The organism is Shewanella sp. SM21, assembly GCF_025654335.1.
In the GTDB taxonomy this organism is placed as follows: Bacteria; Pseudomonadota; Gammaproteobacteria; order Enterobacterales; family Shewanellaceae; genus Shewanella; species Shewanella oncorhynchi.
This window is the reverse complement of the sequence record NZ_JAKKRL010000003.1, coordinates 187,966-205,101: the sequence shown is the minus strand read 5'-3', so window position 1 is coordinate 205,101 and position 17,136 is coordinate 187,966. Positions and strand designations below refer to the sequence as shown.

General features: G+C 46.2%; 13 protein-coding genes and 1 riboswitch. Of the genes, 1 reads left to right on the top strand and 12 read right to left on the bottom strand.

Annotated elements, in window-relative coordinates:
* Positions 1–107 precede the first annotated feature (107 nt).
* The 8 genes from cobO to L5L94_RS05035 form a co-directional block, all read right to left on the bottom strand.
* Positions 108–731, bottom strand: a complete 624-nt coding sequence (gene cobO / locus L5L94_RS05070) for a cob(I)yrinic acid a,c-diamide adenosyltransferase (protein WP_263161628.1) — start codon at positions 729–731, stop codon at positions 108–110.
* Between the two features lie 44 nt (positions 732–775).
* Positions 776–2,395, bottom strand: coding sequence for a cobyric acid synthase (locus tag L5L94_RS05065; RefSeq protein WP_263161624.1), 1,620 nt, complete (start codon positions 2,393–2,395; stop codon positions 776–778).
* 105 nt (positions 2,396–2,500) lie between these two features.
* The gene (gene cobU, locus L5L94_RS05060; RefSeq protein ID WP_263148783.1) at positions 2,501–3,127 is read right to left on the bottom strand and encodes a bifunctional adenosylcobinamide kinase/adenosylcobinamide-phosphate guanylyltransferase; all 627 of its coding nucleotides are present in this window, start codon (positions 3,125–3,127) and stop codon (positions 2,501–2,503) included.
* A complete protein-coding gene (locus L5L94_RS05055) occupies positions 3,124–3,912 on the bottom strand; it encodes an adenosylcobinamide-GDP ribazoletransferase (protein ID WP_028759425.1) in 789 nt (262 codons plus the stop codon). The genes cobU and L5L94_RS05055 overlap by 4 nt, the downstream gene beginning before the upstream one ends.
* Positions 3,913–4,017: 105 nt before the next feature.
* Positions 4,018–5,100 carry a nicotinate-nucleotide--dimethylbenzimidazole phosphoribosyltransferase gene (gene cobT / locus L5L94_RS05050; RefSeq protein ID WP_263148782.1) on the bottom strand — a complete coding sequence of 361 codons (1,083 nt, stop codon included), beginning with the start codon at positions 5,098–5,100 and terminating at the stop codon, positions 4,018–4,020.
* A gap of 208 nt (positions 5,101–5,308) precedes the next feature.
* The gene (locus L5L94_RS05045; protein WP_105251612.1) at positions 5,309–6,439 is read right to left on the bottom strand and encodes a FecCD family ABC transporter permease; all 1,131 of its coding nucleotides are present in this window, start codon (positions 6,437–6,439) and stop codon (positions 5,309–5,311) included.
* A complete protein-coding gene (locus L5L94_RS05040) occupies positions 6,436–7,311 on the bottom strand; it encodes an ABC transporter ATP-binding protein (protein WP_263161622.1) in 876 nt (291 codons plus the stop codon). Before L5L94_RS05040 ends, L5L94_RS05045 begins: the two co-directional genes overlap by 4 nt.
* 99 nt (positions 7,312–7,410) lie before the next feature.
* Positions 7,411–7,604: riboswitch (cobalamin riboswitch) on the bottom strand.
* Positions 7,605–7,825: 221 nt separating this feature from the next.
* A complete protein-coding gene (locus L5L94_RS05035; protein WP_263161619.1) occupies positions 7,826–8,551 on the bottom strand; it encodes a histidine phosphatase family protein in 726 nt (241 codons plus the stop codon).
* A 268-nt stretch (positions 8,552–8,819) separates the two neighbouring features.
* Between L5L94_RS05035 and metH the strand changes: the two genes are divergently transcribed.
* Entirely contained in the window at positions 8,820–12,554 is a 3,735-nt protein-coding gene (metH, locus tag L5L94_RS05030; protein WP_263161616.1) for a methionine synthase, read from the top strand.
* A 399-nt stretch (positions 12,555–12,953) separates the two neighbouring features.
* Here the strand turns inward: metH and L5L94_RS05025 are convergent, their stop codons facing one another.
* From L5L94_RS05025 to L5L94_RS05010, 4 genes are all read right to left on the bottom strand, one after another.
* A complete protein-coding gene (locus L5L94_RS05025) occupies positions 12,954–13,364 on the bottom strand; it encodes a hypothetical protein (protein WP_263161614.1) in 411 nt (136 codons plus the stop codon).
* Between the two features lie 56 nt (positions 13,365–13,420).
* Positions 13,421–13,765, bottom strand: coding sequence for a hypothetical protein (locus tag L5L94_RS05020; RefSeq protein WP_263161611.1), 345 nt, complete (start codon positions 13,763–13,765; stop codon positions 13,421–13,423).
* Positions 13,766–13,921: 156 nt separating this feature from the next.
* Positions 13,922–14,929 carry a hypothetical protein gene (locus L5L94_RS05015; protein ID WP_263161608.1) on the bottom strand — a complete coding sequence of 336 codons (1,008 nt, stop codon included), beginning with the start codon at positions 14,927–14,929 and terminating at the stop codon, positions 13,922–13,924.
* The gene (locus tag L5L94_RS05010) at positions 14,926–16,833 is read right to left on the bottom strand and encodes a DUF3696 domain-containing protein (RefSeq protein WP_263161606.1); all 1,908 of its coding nucleotides are present in this window, start codon (positions 16,831–16,833) and stop codon (positions 14,926–14,928) included. Before L5L94_RS05010 ends, L5L94_RS05015 begins: the two co-directional genes overlap by 4 nt.
* Positions 16,834–17,136: the final 303 nt, after the last annotated feature.

Genomic DNA, 17,136 nt, shown 5'->3' with positions numbered 1-17,136 from the left:
CCTCAAACTTAGCGCATTTTATGCCTGTGCTAAAGCCATTCGCGCGTCTTACTTAACATTGCAACCAACAATGCTGCGTCACTTATGCGCCGACATTTAAGGTTCAATTAGTAATCAAAACCTTGCTGTGCCTTGATACCCGCTTCAAAGGCATGTTTAATCGGTTGCACTTCGCTGACAGTATCAGCCAGCTCGATAATCGCGCGATGACAAGCGCGGCCAGTGATAATCACATGCTGCATCGGTGGGCGATTTTTAAGTGCGCTAAGCACACGTTCCACATCCAAATAGTGATAGCTCACCATATAGGTGAGTTCATCGAGCATCACGCAATCTATGCTCTCATCTTGCAGCAGCTTTTCGGCGGCTTCCCAAGCGAGTACAGCGGCGGCGGTATCTTTTTCTTTATCTTGGGTTTCCCAGGTAAAACCTGTGCCCATTACATGAAACTCAACCCCTGCACCTTCGAGTAAATTGCGCTCACCGCACTCCCAAGTGCCTTTGATAAATTGCACTATCGCGGCTTTTTTACCGTGACCGACGGCGCGGGCAACAGTGCCAAAACCTGAGGTCGATTTGCCTTTACCGTTACCGGTTAACACTAGCAGAATCCCCTTCTCCTCTTGGGCGGCGGCAATTTTAGCATCCACACCGGCTTTCACTTTCTGTTGGCGAGCCTTGTGGCGTTCGGCCTTGATTTGCGCTTGTTCGTTGTCGTTCTGTGCTGTCATGGTCTTCTCTTCACTCTGCTGCTAAAAATGTCTGCTTTTAAAACTTATGCTTCTAAAATTGGCTGTAATTTTTGCATGTCTAAATGCTCGGCTAACACATCGGCTAAACGATCGAGTTGCTGCTCACGTATTTGATTGATATCTATCGCCTTAGCATCGTTTAATCCCGCCCAACGTAAAATCAACTGACACGCATCAGGGCTATCAAATAGCCCATGTAAATAAGTGCCAAGGATTTGCCCGTCATCACTTTGCAGGCCATCGGCAAAGCTCACAGATGTGGATTCAGGGATTAACTGCAAGGGCGCATTCGTTTGTTCAAGCCTAGGGATAAGATAGCTTGATTCACCGCAGTGGATTTCATAGCCCTTAACAGCAACCTTTTGCCCAAGTAACGTTAGCTCACCTCTCACTCGCCGTAACTGTTTTTCGGCTTTGAGTTCTGTGCTCAGCGGCAGGTAGCCAAGTCCTGCGGTATCACCCGCACTGTCTTCAATGCCTAAGGGATCAGCAATGCTTTGGCCTAACATTTGGTAACCGCCGCAAATGCCGAGCACTTTGCCGCCGTAACGCAGGTGTGTGGCAATATCTTTATCCCAGCCTTGCTGGCGTAAAAAGGCCAAATCGGCGCGCACATTCTTACTGCCGGGCAAGATCAATACATCGGCGGCGGGCAAATGAGTGGTGTGACTCGCGGCTTGAGTTTGCAATGACACATAGTCAAAATCGATATCGGGATGCAGCCGCAGCGGATCAAAATCAGTGTGATTACTGATCCTTGGGTACACTAATACCCGCACTTTTAAGCGGCTGTTAGCGCCTTTGGTCGGCGAGCTTATCAGCGCATCTTCGGCATCGAGATGTAAATCATGCAGATAAGGCAACACACCTAAAACAGGCTTGTTTGTATAAGCTTCAAGCCAATCGAGGCCAGATTGCAACAGGCTAATATCGCCACGGAAACGATTGATCACAAAGCCCTTTACCCGCGCCTGTTCGGATTCTGATAATAAAGCCAAGGTCCCGACCAAATGGGCAAATACGCCGCCTTTATCGATATCGGCAATGATAATCACTGGACAATCCACAGCTTCGGCAAATCCCATGTTAGCAATATCACCTTCACGCAGATTGATCTCCGCCGGACTACCCGCGCCTTCAACCACTATGGTTTGATACTGGGCCGTCAATCGCTCGAAGGACTCCAGCACAGCGCCAAGCGCCATTGCCTTGTAATCTTTAGATTTAGGCCCAAAAAAGGCCGAGGCTTCGAGTGTTGTCAGGGCTTTGCCATGAACGATAATTTGCGCGCCCGTGTCCGAGCTTGGTTTAAGCAGTATGGGATTAAAATCGGTATGGGGCTCAAGATAACAGGCCACGGCTTGCAAGGCCTGTGCGCGGCCAATCTCGCCGCCATCGACAGTAACAGCGCTATTGAGCGCCATATTTTGCGGCTTAAAGGGCGCAACCTTAATCCCCTGACGGGCGAGCAAACGACAAATGCCTGCGACTAAGGTGCTCTTGCCCGCATCCGATGTAGTGCCCTGCACCATCAAGACTGCCGCGCGCCGAGGTGAATTAACCGCAAGCGTATTAACTACAGGTGTGTCAGCGGTATCGAGTGCATTAGCACAGGCTGTGTTGTCTGTGTTTGGAGAGGACATAGGTTTAAAAGGCTTATTCTAGTTTGCAGTCATTAACATAACAGCTCAGTCTAAAAATCACTTAAGTATGCAACTTAAGCTTAAAACGTGGACTGAGCCCAAAGTCTAAAGTGGTTTCAATGCTAAGGGTAAACCAGCGACCACTAAGGTGACATTATCCGCTAAGGTCGCCACGGCTTGATTTAACCAGCCCGCTTCATCGACAAATTGTCGGCTCAACTCACCTAAGGGTACTATGCCAGAACCGACTTCGTTACTGATCAAAATCACCACTCCCTCAAGCTCGACGAGGGAATCCACAAAAGCGGTTTTCTCGGCCTGCCAACTCGCATGAGCTTTATCGTCAGAGGTTGAAGTGGCAGAGGGTGAAACGGCAAAGTCAGTCGCATTCCACTCAGTCGGCGCGGGTTCATCATCGATGTTAACGTTCGATGCAAGTAATTGATTCGTTAACCAAAGAGTTAAACAGTCTACTAAAATCACTCGCCCAGGTTTTGCTAACTGTTTTAACAGTGCAGTGAGGGCGAGCGACTCTTCAAACAATTGCCATTCGATACCATCGTCCGATCGTCCCGCTTGATGCTTGGCGATACGTGTCGCCATTTCATCATCTAGCGCCTGCGCCGTCGCCACATAGCAGGCATCGAAGCCAAGCGCAGTGTACTGACGCACTAAGGCTTCGCCGTAACGACTCTTACCGCTACGGGCGCCGCCTAGGACGAGGTGGATCACAGTATGTTACCCACAACGAGCAATACAAAATAACACACGATTTCAGATATTTGTTGCGCCGCGCCTAAGGTATCACCCGTGTAACCGCCAATCTGGCGTCTAAAGATCACTATGATCAAACGGCGCAGTCCTATCATCACCAATAGCAATGACAATGCCGCTAACCCCTTGAGGAATAACAGCACTAATACGCCGCTGGCGATCAGGATAAGCAGCTCATTAATGCCTTGATGTTGCGATAGCGGCTTAGACTTACTGGTCTCGTCATCGCGGACATATTTTTCACTAAAGATGATACTGGCTGATACCACACGGCTCACTGTGTGCGCGACGATAAGTGCAGAACCCGCGACTACAGGATCGTACAGGGCCAACTCGACTAACAACTGCCATTTCAGCAGCAGGGCCAACATCAGTGCCAGTGCGCCATAACTGCCAAGGCGCGAGTCTTTCATGATCCGCAGCTTGTCTTCAGCCGTCCAACCCCCGCCAAAACCGTCGAAGGTATCGGCGAGGCCATCCTCGTGGAATCCGCCCGTGAGCAAGACGCCAACCAACATAGCTAAAAGAACAGAAACGCCAGCGGGGAGCCAGTTCTGCGTCAGCCAAAACACTATGGCGCTTAACAAACCGACCAGAAGACCGACGAGACCGAAATAACGGCTGGCCTTATTCAACTTATCGCTATCGACTTCGACCCACTTAGGCATAGGAATGCGGGTAAAATAGCCCATGGCAACTAAAAATAAATCTATCTCTTTGTGCCAGCTTTCGCGTTCTGACATAAAGCATCCTTAGTGAATTCACACTTGCTGCAAGGTTTAAAATTAAAACGGTTGGCTAAAGGCTATTATTTTAAATAAGTAAAATAAGCGACTTAGCAGAGCACATCATACAACAGCCTCAATCCCCGCATCACTAAAACTCGCCATTTGATTGTAAAAATTTACTGAGGCTTGAATAAGCGGCAATGCCAACGCCGCCCCCGTACCTTCGCCTAATCTCAGCCCTAGGGATAATAAAGGTTTAGCCTGCAAAAATTCTAACATTCGCAGATGACCTTGCTCATCGGATTGATGGGCAAAAATCAAATAATCACGCACATTGGGGGCGATTTGCACTGCGACTAATGCCGCCGCTGTCGCGATAAAACCGTCCACGACCACCAGCATTTTACGTTCGGCGGCGGCTAACATAGCCCCCGTCATCTGCACAATTTCAAAGCCTCCTAGGCAAGCTAACACTGACTTAGGCCCAGTTAAAGCGCTTTGATGCAGCAATAACGCGAGCTCAATCAGCATCAGTTTACGTTCTAAGGTTTCGCTATTAATGCCAGTACCACGGCCAACGCAATCAATCACATCCAGCTGCATAATCGCCGCCATAATGGCCGCAGCAGAGGAGGTATTGCCTATGCCCATTTCACCAAAGGCGACTAAGTTACAACCCGCTTGATGGTGACGCTCAATCAAATCGCGCGCCATAGCAAAGCCTTTATCGACGGTTTCCAACGTCATCGCGGGTTCTAAATGGATTGCCCCCGTTCCAGCGCCAAGACGTTGATCGATAATACCTTCAACTCCTTCAACTGGCGTTAACATACCGCAATCGATCACTTCGAGCTTAAAGCCCACCTGCCGACAAAAAACGTTAATCGCCGCGCCGCCATGGGCAAAGTTTTGCACCATTTGGTGAGTCACTTCGCTAGGGGCAATCGACACGCCTTCTGCGGCAATGCCATGATCCCCCGCAAACACTAACATAGTTGGATGGACTATTTTGAGCACATCCGTTTGTGGCTGCTCCGTTTTTTGCAAATCAGTCGTTTGCACGCGGGCAATCTGCAAGGCTAAGGATTCGAGCTGACCTAAGGCGCCGGGCGGCTTAGTCTTAAGATCAATTTTCTGCAGAATCACCAGATCCTGCGCTTTACTCACAAGGCTTATTTGAAAAGACACGGCTGACTGAGACATCCACACTCCACTTTGTAATCTACATTAAATAACCACAACGCATCCCGCGTCTATGACGAACATGTCCAATTGTGCATTTCCAATCGCGGGTGGGATATCAACAGAAATACTGATTATCCCGTCAGTCTGCACTTACGGCATGACTCAAAGATGACGACTTAACTCTGGGTTTACGTCCTGACTAGGTGACTACGGCATGACCTTGTATTTACGGCATGACTCTACGCTTACGTAAAATCAGCAAAAAGAACATGCTACCTATGGCGGCCGTGATAATGCCCACGGGCAACTCTTGATTACCCAATAAACAGCGCGCTAATACATCAATCCACACCATAAATAATCCGCCCACCAGCGCCGTTAATAAAATCGGCTGACGACCGGGAAACAGCATGCGTACTGTGTGGGGGATCATTAACCCGACAAAACCGATACCGCCGCATGTAGCCACCAAAATAGCGGTAATCAAGGAGCAGAGCAGCAACATATTGAGCCGCAGCTTAGGCACATTCACCCCTAAGGTATGCGCCGTTTCATCCCCCGCCTGCAACGCCATGATCTGCCGTTTCATGCCTAAAATAATGAATAAACTCGCACCAATCACCAGTGTCGGCAGTACTAACAAGGACCAACTGGCCTTAGCGAAACTGCCTAAACTCCAAAACAGCACAGAGGCTGTCGCCTGCGGACTGGCGAAATACAGCAGCAGACTCGTTAATGCGCCGAACATAAAGGAGGTCGCCACACCAGAGAGCAACATGCGCTCCACTTGGCTATTGAGCCCAAGCCCAGACAAAGCAAGCACTATCAGTACCGACAAACTGGCGCCAATAAAAGCGCCCAAGGGCAAGCTAAACCAAAGCAAACCAGACAAGGCGCCCGAACCGCTAAAAAGCCCAGAATGTGCCGCCATGCCCGCATTATCAAAAAATCCAGAGCCAGTGAATAAGGTCAACATCACCACAGCACCAAAGGACGCGCCAGAGCTAATGCCAAACAAATAGGGATCGGCGAGCGGATTGCGAGTCACGGTTTGCAACACACTGCCCGCCAGTGACAAACCCGCACCCGCCACAAAAGCCAGTAAAATGCGCGGTAGCCTGAGCTCCATCACAATGCGCTCAGTCATGCCATTGGCTTGAGTGAGGTTCGTCGCCTTATTGATAAACACTTGAATAACATCAGTAAAACTGATGTTCGCCGCACCAAAACTCGTCGCGGCAATAGGCGTTATCAAAGTGATGATACCTAATACGAGCAGCATCAGTTGTTGTCTCGTCAACGGTGTCACGATACGCCCCAAATATGAGATGAAATATTGTTTACTCCCCTGAGTCATCCACCCTCGCCTCGCTCGTTCAGGCCATGATCTACATGGTGGTAACCATAAAAATAGCTGATTAAGGGCTTTTTATGTTGTGGATGGGGCGATACCTGAGCACACACGCCAAACACATCGCTAATTCGCGCCTCGGTTAATACTTCGGTTGGCGTCCCCATAGCGCTGACTTCCCCGTTATGGATCAACAACAAACTATCGCACAGGGCACTGGCTAAATTAAGATCATGAATTGAGGCAATCACGCTAATCCCAAGACTACGCACCAATTCGAGGATTTGAATTTGATAGCGCACATCGAGGTGGTTCGTTGGCTCATCGAGGATTAAAAGCTGCGGCTGCTGCACTATGGCACGGGCAATCAAGGCGCGTTGCTTTTCACCGCCAGATAAGTGCTCATATTGTTGGTGCATCTTATGGCTCAAGCCTACTTTCTCTAAAGCCTTAGCAATACGCTCAGTATCACAGCTCGAATTGGTATCGAACATACCCTTATGCGGCGTTAAGCCCATGCTGACCAATTGCTCTGTGGTGAGGTCAAAATAGTGCGGTGTATCCTGCTGCACTACGGCGACGCGACAGGCAAACGCCTTGGGCGACAAGCGCTCAATATCTTGATCGAAAAGGGTAATTTTGCCCTGAGTCGGGCGAACAAACCGATACAAACAGCGCAGCAAACTGGACTTGCCCGCACCGTTAGGGCCAATCAGCCCCAGCATCTGCCCCGTTGGCAGCGTAAAGTTAATACCGGAAAGTATGGTTTTGCCATCGATACACCAGCTCAAATGACTCACATTGAGCGCGACTGACGGGCTCGATGATGGGTTAGTGTCATTCACGGGGCTGTTAGTTTGGATTGCGGAAAGTTTCACCTAAGCGGCGCTCCTATCGAGTCCAAACCTTTATAAAAAAAGGTTGTGCACATTGTCATCTGCTCCCTCGAGTCACCCGCTCGAGAACTAAGGCTGCACGCAGCGATAACAGAAATAGGCAGGTCTCCTGACTTGTAGAAAAGAAGGAGCTAGGCTCTAGAATCTAGGTGCTTCTTTAAACTACTCACAGTTGCGGGCACAGTTCGGGCTGACTGACGAGCAGCTCCCCGATTCCCTATTATGTTTGGGTTGATATGCTCTTTGTTAACAACGCCACTGTGAATAAAAACAACGGAGCGATTCGAACAAAGAGAGTCTATTCCCAACACCTATTTCTGCGACGTTATCACTCATTGCGCATGTAATACGCTATCTCGTTCAAACGTCAGGGAAAAGCATTATCCTACATCTATCCCATTAGGCAATGCTGTTTAAATCAGAATATTTTCATATCAGCTTATTCTCGCCAAACGATCACGCCTACATGATAGCGCCTAGGTCGTGAAATAAGGCCTCAACACCTGCGCCCACTCGGCCAATCTAAACGCCAATAGCAGGCACCCTGTTCATCTTGCAGCACATTAATGCTCACCACGGCCGCCACGGGTAAATCGAGTTGACTATAAAACCCTACCGCCCGTTCAACTCCTAAGGCACGCGCCATTAAGTGACGGATCACCCCGCCGTGGGTCACGACCCACACTTGAGTGGCAGGCATATTATCAGCGGTTTCATTAATGGCACTGTTTTCATTACCCATTTTATGTGAGTCAAGGGTCAATCGTTCAAACTCGGCGGCGAGTATCTGGTCAATCGTCCCATTCACCCGCGACTCAAAACTTGCCATAGTTTCACCATTGGGCAGCGGATTTTGCCAAGGGTTTTGCCAATACGCCGCTAAGTGTTCGCCCTCTTGTTGATACAGGTCATCGAGCCGACAACCGTCCCAATCACCAAAATCAATTTCCTGTAAACCCGACAAACACTGCGCCTGCAATGGCCTTGACTCAGATATCAGTGCCGCCGTCGAATGCAGCTCGGCGGCAAAAGCGTGGGCAAAATCGGCGCAGCGGCGTGAAGTCGAGCTATAAATCGCGCTACACACGCTGGCCTGTGACTCAACTGCTGCCGACATTTGTTGCCAACCCTTTTTGCTTAAAGGCATATCCACACGACCCCGCAAAATAGCGCCGCCTTCACACTCACCGTGGCGCAACAATAACAATCGAACTTGTTTCATATATGCCTTTTTAGTTAGGGGCTAGATACTAGGAACTCAAGCCAAGGGCCTAAATTCTTGATTCTCGATTCTCGCTCCTAATGCCTTTGACTTTCATCTTGCCCTGACAATCATAAGTCGCGTATTATGGACGTCTATACGTTTAAATGTCCAAAAAAAATTTTAAGAACAAGTATTCAAAAAATGTCGGCTGACGACAATAAAATGCACTTAGCATAACAATGGCCGATTTTTGGACTTAACTTAGCTGTATTTAAGGTAACTATTTATGACGATACCCTCTACTAAAGCCAGCCAGATATTGGCAGACATACGCAAACAGCTTGCAGAGCGCATTCTGATCTTAGACGGTGCCATGGGCACTATGATCCAAGGCTACAAGCTGGAAGAAGAGGACTATCGCGGCGAACGTTTTAAAGATTGGCATACGGATGTCAAAGGTAACAACGACCTTTTGGTCTTGTCACAGCCTCACATCATCAAACAAATTCACACCGACTACTTAAACGCCGGTGCCGACATCATTGAAACCAACACCTTTAACGCCACCACCATCGCCATGGCCGACTACGACATGCAGTCGCTGTCCGCCGAAATTAACTTAGTCGGCGCGCGCCTCGCCCGTGAAGCCTGTGATGCAGCCTTTGCTGCCACAGGCATTCCACGCTACGTAGCCGGTGTGTTAGGCCCCACTAACCGTACGTGTTCGATTAGCCCTGATGTGAACGACCCAGGCTATCGCAACGTCAGCTTCGATGAGTTAGTGACTGCTTACAAAGAATCCACTAAGGCGCTGATTGAGGGCGGCGCGGATATCATTATGGTCGAGACCATATTCGATACCTTAAACGCCAAAGCCGCGCTGTTTGCGATTGAATCCGTATTTGATGACTTATTTGGTCAGCATTCTAAAGACAGATTGCCGATCATGATTTCGGGCACCATTACCGATGCCTCTGGTCGCACACTGACTGGCCAAACGACCGAAGCCTTTTACAATTCCCTTCGCCATATCAAGCCCTTATCTATCGGTCTTAACTGTGCACTTGGGCCAAAAGAATTGCGCCCCTATGTGGAAGAATTATCCCGCATCAGTGAGTGTTATGTGTCGGCGCATCCGAATGCAGGCCTGCCGAACGAGTTTGGCGGTTACGATGAAACCCCAGAGGACATGGCGAACGTGATCGAAGATTGGGCGCGCGAAGGCATGCTCAATATTATCGGTGGTTGTTGTGGTAGTACGCCTGAACATATCCGCGTGATCCGCGAAGCGGTGAGCCGTCACGATCCACGTATTTTGCCGGACATTCCAGTCGCTTGCCGCTTGGCAGGTTTGGAACCACTGACTATCGACGCCCAATCCCTGTTCGTTAACGTGGGTGAGCGCACCAACGTTACAGGTTCAGCCAAGTTTTTAAAGTTGATCAAAGAAGGCAAGTTTGAGCAGGCGCTCGATGTCGCCCGCGAGCAGGTTGAAAGCGGCGCGCAAATCATCGACATCAACATGGACGAAGGCATGCTCGATGGCGCCGAGATCATGCACAAGTTTTTAAACTTGATTGCCTCTGAGCCCGACATCAGCCGCGTACCTATTATGATCGACTCATCCAAATGGGAAGTGATCGAAGCTGGCCTCAAATGTATTCAAGGCAAGGGCATAGTTAACTCTATTTCCCTCAAAGAAGGCGAAGCCAAGTTTATCGAGCAAGCCACCTTAGTGAAACGCTACGGCGCGGCGGCCATTATCATGGCGTTCGACGAGCAAGGTCAGGCCGACACTAAGGCGCGTAAAATCGAAATCTGTACCCGCGCCTATCGGGTGCTGGTCGACAAGGTCGGCTTTCCGCCAGAAGACATCATCTTCGACCCGAATATTTTCGCCATCGCCACAGGTATCGATGAACACGACAACTATGCCGTCGATTTTATTGATGCCATTAAAGCGATTAAAACCACCCTGCCCCACGCGATGATTTCGGGCGGCGTGTCGAACGTGTCGTTCTCGTTCCGCGGTAACAACCCAGTGCGCGAAGCGATTCACGCCGTATTCCTGTACCACGCCATCAAAGTCGGCATGGACATGGGGATTGTCAACGCGGGCCAGTTAGCCATTTACGACGATATCGATCCTGAGCTTAAAGTGCGGGTCGAAAACGTGGTGCTTAACTTGCCCTGCCCAGTGGAAGGCTCAAGTAATACCGAGCAGTTACTTGAAATCGCAGAGAAATTCCGCGGTGATGGCGCGCAGGTGGGCAAGAAAGAAGATTTAGAATGGCGCAGCTGGCCAGTGAGCCAACGCTTATCCCATGCGCTAGTGAAAGGCATTACCGAATTTATCGATGAAGATACCGAAGCCGCTCGCCAAGAAGCAAAACGTCCGCTGGATGTGATTGAAGGCGCCTTGATGGACGGCATGAACGTGGTCGGCGACTTATTCGGCTCGGGCAAGATGTTCCTGCCGCAGGTGGTGAAATCGGCGCGGGTAATGAAAAAAGCCGTGGCCTACTTAAACCCCTATATCGAGCTGGAAAAGGTCGAAGGCCAATCTAACGGCAAGATCTTGATGGTGACGGTAAAAGGTGACGTGCACGATATAGGTAAAAATATCGTCGGCGTGGTGCTCGCCTGTAACGGTTTTGAGGTATTCGATTTAGGCGTGATGGTGTCGGTGGAGAGAATTCTCGACGCCGTGAAAGAACACAATATCGATATCATCGGCATGTCGGGCCTCATCACTCCGAGTCTGGACGAGATGGTGCATAACGTGAAAACCTTCCACCGTGAAGGCTTAACCATTCCGGCGATTATCGGCGGCGCCACTTGCTCTAAAATCCACACAGCGGTAAAAATTGCGCCCCATTATCCCCATGGCGCCATTTATATCGCCGATGCGTCCCGCGCCGTGCCTATGGTGAGTAAGCTCATCAACAACGAGACTCGCCAAGCGACCATAGACGAAACCTATGCCGAATACGACGACATGCGCACTAAGCGCCTATCCCAAGCCAAGCGCAAAGAGATAGTCTCACTCGAAGCGGCCCGTGAAAACCGCTGCCAACACGATTGGGCCAATTACACCCCGTTCACGCCAAACGTGCTCGGTCGCCAAGTGTTTGATAATTATCCGTTAGAAGATTTAGTCGAGCGTATCGACTGGACACCGTTTTTCCGCTCGTGGGAATTGCACGGCCATTACCCTGAAATCCTTACCGATAAAGTCGTCGGCGTCGAGGCGCAAAAGCTGTTCGCCGATGGTCAGGCCATGCTCAAACAAATCATCGAAGAAAAGTGGCTCACGGCGAAAGCGGTTATCGGCTTATTCCCAGCCAATACCGTCAATTACGACGACATTGAGCTCTACACAGATGAGTCACGCACCACAGTCGAAATGACCACGCATCACCTGCGGATGCAGCTTGAACGTGTCGGCAACGACAACTTCTGCCTATCCGACTTTGTTGCGCCAAAAGACTCAGGCGTCGCCGATTACATGGGCGGCTTTGCGGTGACCACAGGCCACGGCATAGACGAACATGTGGCACGTTTTGAAGCCAACCACGACGACTACAACGCCATCATGCTCAAATGCTTAGCCGACCGTTTGGCCGAAGCCTTTGCCGAGCGGATGCACGAACGGGTACGTAAAGAGTTTTGGGGTTATGCGGCCGATGAGCAGTTAAGCAACGAAGCCTTAATCCGCGAGAAATACAAAGGCATACGCCCCGCACCGGGCTACCCAGCTTGCCCAGACCACACAGAAAAAGGCTTGTTATGGGACTTGCTCAAGCCCGATGAGACTATCGACTTGAACATCACCGAAAGCTACGCCATGTTCCCCACAGCGGCAGTATCGGGCTGGTATTTCGCCCACCCGAAATCCCGCTACTTTGGCGTGAGTAATATCGGCCGCGATCAAGTGGAAGATTATGCGAAGCGTAAAGGGATGAGCATTGCCGAAACGGAGAAGTGGCTGGCGCCAGTGTTGGATTATGATCCTGAATAGAGAGTGATCCTGACTGATTTTTAGAAATAATCAGGATCTTTATTACGCTAACGCGGTGTAAGATCGGTCTTGCGACCGAAAGGTCGTGGGGCTTCACCCCACACCCGACCAAGGAGGACTGCTCGTCCTATCCTCCTTGGATTCTCCAAGACGCCCCTAGCGAAGTTACATGCATTAGTGACTGGCTTTATGCTTATTCGAAAATAGCTAACGCTTCCGATGGGGCGTCCCTTCCCCCCGAAAGCTACGCAGACGTCCTGTCTGCGTCACGCTATTTTCTTCAACGCTCTTCAGCAACTTCGCCGGGGGATCGGTGAACTTCTGTGGCATTAGAGTTAACTTTTCGCATTGAAAGAGTTATGCCAACTCCACACGCCTTATTGTCCTCAACTTACCAATTTATATAGTAGACTCAAGCTTATTATTGATACTTCTATAAACTAAATATAAGTGTATCAACTCAACCAAAGCTAAATTAACTATTACGACAGTGAAATATTGAAGATGACCCATAGCCCATAAGTTAAATAAAAATAAAACTTCTATAAGTCGAAATTTAGACCATTTAAAGTAATTTGACGGATAGTCTTTACCTATAAGCATAGGTAACAGTTTCAAATTAAAAGTGACTGCAATAGCAATATGCACACAGAGCATGCTAAGTAAAGAAAGCAATAATTTAAAGCTAAAAATATTCATCTGCATAAAAATCGATTCAGACTTAAATTCAACCATCAAATCAACTGCAAGGCCGATAACAAGTGTCAAAGCAAGCACTATGCTCATACCCAAAAAACTAATTTTTTTCATGCAATTTCCTAAAGATAAAAATTGTGGAATCCCATTCAACACAATGATAAAAAGAGTTAACGAGGGGTATTTAAATGTGACTGAAGTTGATTAATTCGCTCTGGGATCAAATCCATTTTATTGTCGGTGTTTAAGTCATCACAGTTTTCAGCGACAACCCTTTCTACGCCAGTTTTATCAGTAAAATAGAGTTTTTCGCAGTCGCATCTCAGTTTGGCGATAAGCGGTTTTTCCGCTTTAGCTTGACGAACCTCGGCAACCCAACAGGAGTCAGCACAACCGCAGGAATGATAAATCAACTCCTCGTCAGGGACATGCCAATCTAGCTGATATTCGCCAGCCAGCGCATCACCTACACATGTCACAAGAGCAAAGAATACGAATAATAAATATCGAATCATTTTTAATTATCTAAAGCTTATCTGATTTCCTTAAGGACTAAGCATTAAACCACCCTGTTTAATGCTTACCTCAAGAAGAATCAGAAAGTTACAACCACGCCATTAACAATGGATGTCCATTTTATTCTGCGATATATAGGTAAATATCTACTTTTACTATAGGATAACAAGCTCTTTTTTGTTTCCTATATTTGCTAAAACCAGTTCATTACCATCACTCCAAAACATTAACCTTAGGGCTGGGTTTCCTTTTGTAACATGTGTTCTCCATGCAAGTTTCCCATCCTTTTCAATCTGTTTTTTAGAGTTAGAATTAGTAAAAAATGGCTTTATACTATTTTTTTCAGCTCCGGCAATAATCTGACATATGACGTCATAAGCTACTCCAGAGAACCTTTCATTTGGGGCACACTGATGAGTATATAGTGAACGAACAAATTCATTGCCAAATATAACTCTTCTCTCTAATTTAACACCTAACTCCCTTTCTTTCCTTAATGCTCCATCAATCAAGGCAGCTTTAATTTCATCATCCGAACTCGCCTTATTAAAACTATCAACCCCGATCTTCTCAATATTAAAATCGAGTAACTCGGAAAAGACCTTTAAGTTGTCATCAAAATCAATTGGAAATACTTCTTCAACCTCTGGTAAAATGTTAGATATTTTTCCAGTGACACTGATCACACTAGCATCTTCATCTACAGGATAATGAAGAATTGAATATTTGTCTTTTGTGATAACCCCTGTCAAACTCGCTTGTTCGACAATTGTTTCTAATTCACCATTCCTTTGATATATTACACTTCGTATTTTAGGTTCAATTTTTTTATCCAACCATTCTGCAAGACACTCTGGAACACACAAATCCCCACTACTTAACTTGTATAAGATGTTATTGACAACTTTAGCGATATCGGAACCTGAATAAACCATATCCCCTTCAAATTTACTAAAATTTTCATCAAAAATATTTTTACAAGGATACAAGTTCACCTTTATCAACCCATTCAAAGCTTCACTCTCAAAAAAAATATTCCCAAGCTCTTTATCAAGATGTTTCTTTATACCAATTAAACTCTGAACCTTATTTACAACCTCTGATTCAAGACATATTGCTGGAGAAATCAAATAATCATTTGTCACAAACAAATTTAAATTCATAGCTTGAAATCACCATTTTTCAGCTCAATTCTTTTTAAGGTTGCATCCATGAGAATCCCCTCAACTTCTTCATCTGATTGATCAAAAAAATCTTTAGGCCAATCTATTATCGCTCCGTATTTATTTATATCTACTTTCCTGACAACACTTACGTCAGAGAACTTTTCAAAAAATAATACTGAAGATTTTTTTTCAATAGATTCATCTCGACTTTGAGCGATCCTTCTTCTCAGCCTATTAATGATGTACTCACTGTGAGTTTCAATTATGCACTGTTTATTCCTATTCGATATCGCTAAGAAAAAATCACACAACCTTGATTGTACCTTGGGGTGCAAATGCAATTCTGGCTGTTCAAAAATCAAAACTTCATCTTCATCAGATAGCAATGCCATTACGACAATTGGTAATATTTGACTAACTCCAACACCAACATGAGTTAAATCTTGTAAATTATCAGATTCCGATGTCTTTACCCTCAACTCATAACCAAGCTTCCCTTTGTCATAAGTTTTAACTTCTGTAACCACACCTAAATATGATAACCATTCGGTACATGCATTAGCCAAGGTATCTGTAGCTATTGAATATGATAGATGATTATTATCTGTCGAAGTTATTTTAGGATAACGAATTTTCTTAGATTGATTAACATGTAAAACAGCAGCAGTATATTCACCTTTTAGCCCAACAACATCCAATTCAGACAAATCAAAAGCTTGATACATTGCCTGAGGCTCATTCCTAAGAGGCCCTAAATACTTAATTTTCTTACTAAACATATAACCAAGAAAATAGTTTAGCTCTCTAAGAGCTTGGATTTGGAATTTTTCAGGTTTCCTTGTTTTTTTCATATTAGAGTACCATGTACCCTGGATCACATCCCTATGCCTTATTAGAAAATCGCCTAATTCCTTCTTCACAGATTGATCTACTCTATCAATAACATTAATCCAAGCATCAATACTAAAACCACCATCAACATCACTTTTTAGTAACGATAAAGTAGCTGGGGTCAAAATCAAAGATTGATTTATAATCAAACTCCTAACTTTTTCAACCGTCAATGAATTATTATTTTGTATAATCTCAAGCAATTCTTCAGGAACTTTGAAATTTTCAACCCTTTCATTATTCTCCTGGATAATTAATGATTTTATTTTATCGATTACAGCTAACGGAATAGCGATTCCTTCAAGCTCTGACTGAAGTTCATAGAATCCTGGGATTTTCAATTTCTTATCTAATGTATTGTTTATAAGAAATGAAACAAAACCTAAGCTTAATTTTTTTGTATGATCATAATTTAACTGTAGAATATGAGGTATTAATTCTTTTTTTATGACACCCTCAATTTTATATCCTGGATAGTTTTTATTTATTTCATCCTCATTACTCAACTCAATACTATCCACCTTATACATGTTATCTACATTAGATTTTTTACTAAACCTAATTAATTCCACAAACGATGATGAATATTTTTCAAGTCGTATCTCACCCGATTCTATTCCAGGATGAAAATCATCATCAGGCTTTTTAGATGAACCTGTTCTACCTGAAAACACTAAATTAAGACTTACTTTCTTTATATCAAATGCTGGAGAGGCTTCTTTAGAAAATGACAAGTCTATTGACATAGAAATATCACCGCCGTCATCTTCACTTATTAACTTATGATTTAAAATATCAGAAAATGAGCCTAATCTAACCAATCGTCCATTTAGCGAAATAGTACTTTCAAAGTATCTAGAACCAAAGGTTTGAGACAGCATTAGAATAGCTTGAATCATGGAACTCTTCCCTGAACTATTTGAACCACAAATAATGGAAAGATTTTTTAACTCAATATGTTCAAGCGTATTTATGGACTTAAAATTCCTTAAATAAAACTTATCAATCATTTGAACACCTTAGAAATTATTTTTAAGAAAAAGATCGGACAGGCAAATTTTTATGCCTTAACAATCGTTCAATTACTCCAGAGCCTAAGGAGTACACCATCCCCTCGGAGTTGCCGCAGGGCATTTGCGTGCGTTGCATGAGCGAGGCATGGATGCCGAGATAGCGTCAGTCGAATCAGGGACGAGCGTCTGACGCGATAGCATTAGAACGCTTAATGCCCAAGGAGCTTTCAACTCCGTTAGGGGCGTCTTGGAGCATCCAAGGAGGATAGGACGAGCGTCCTCCTTGGTCGGGTGTGGGGT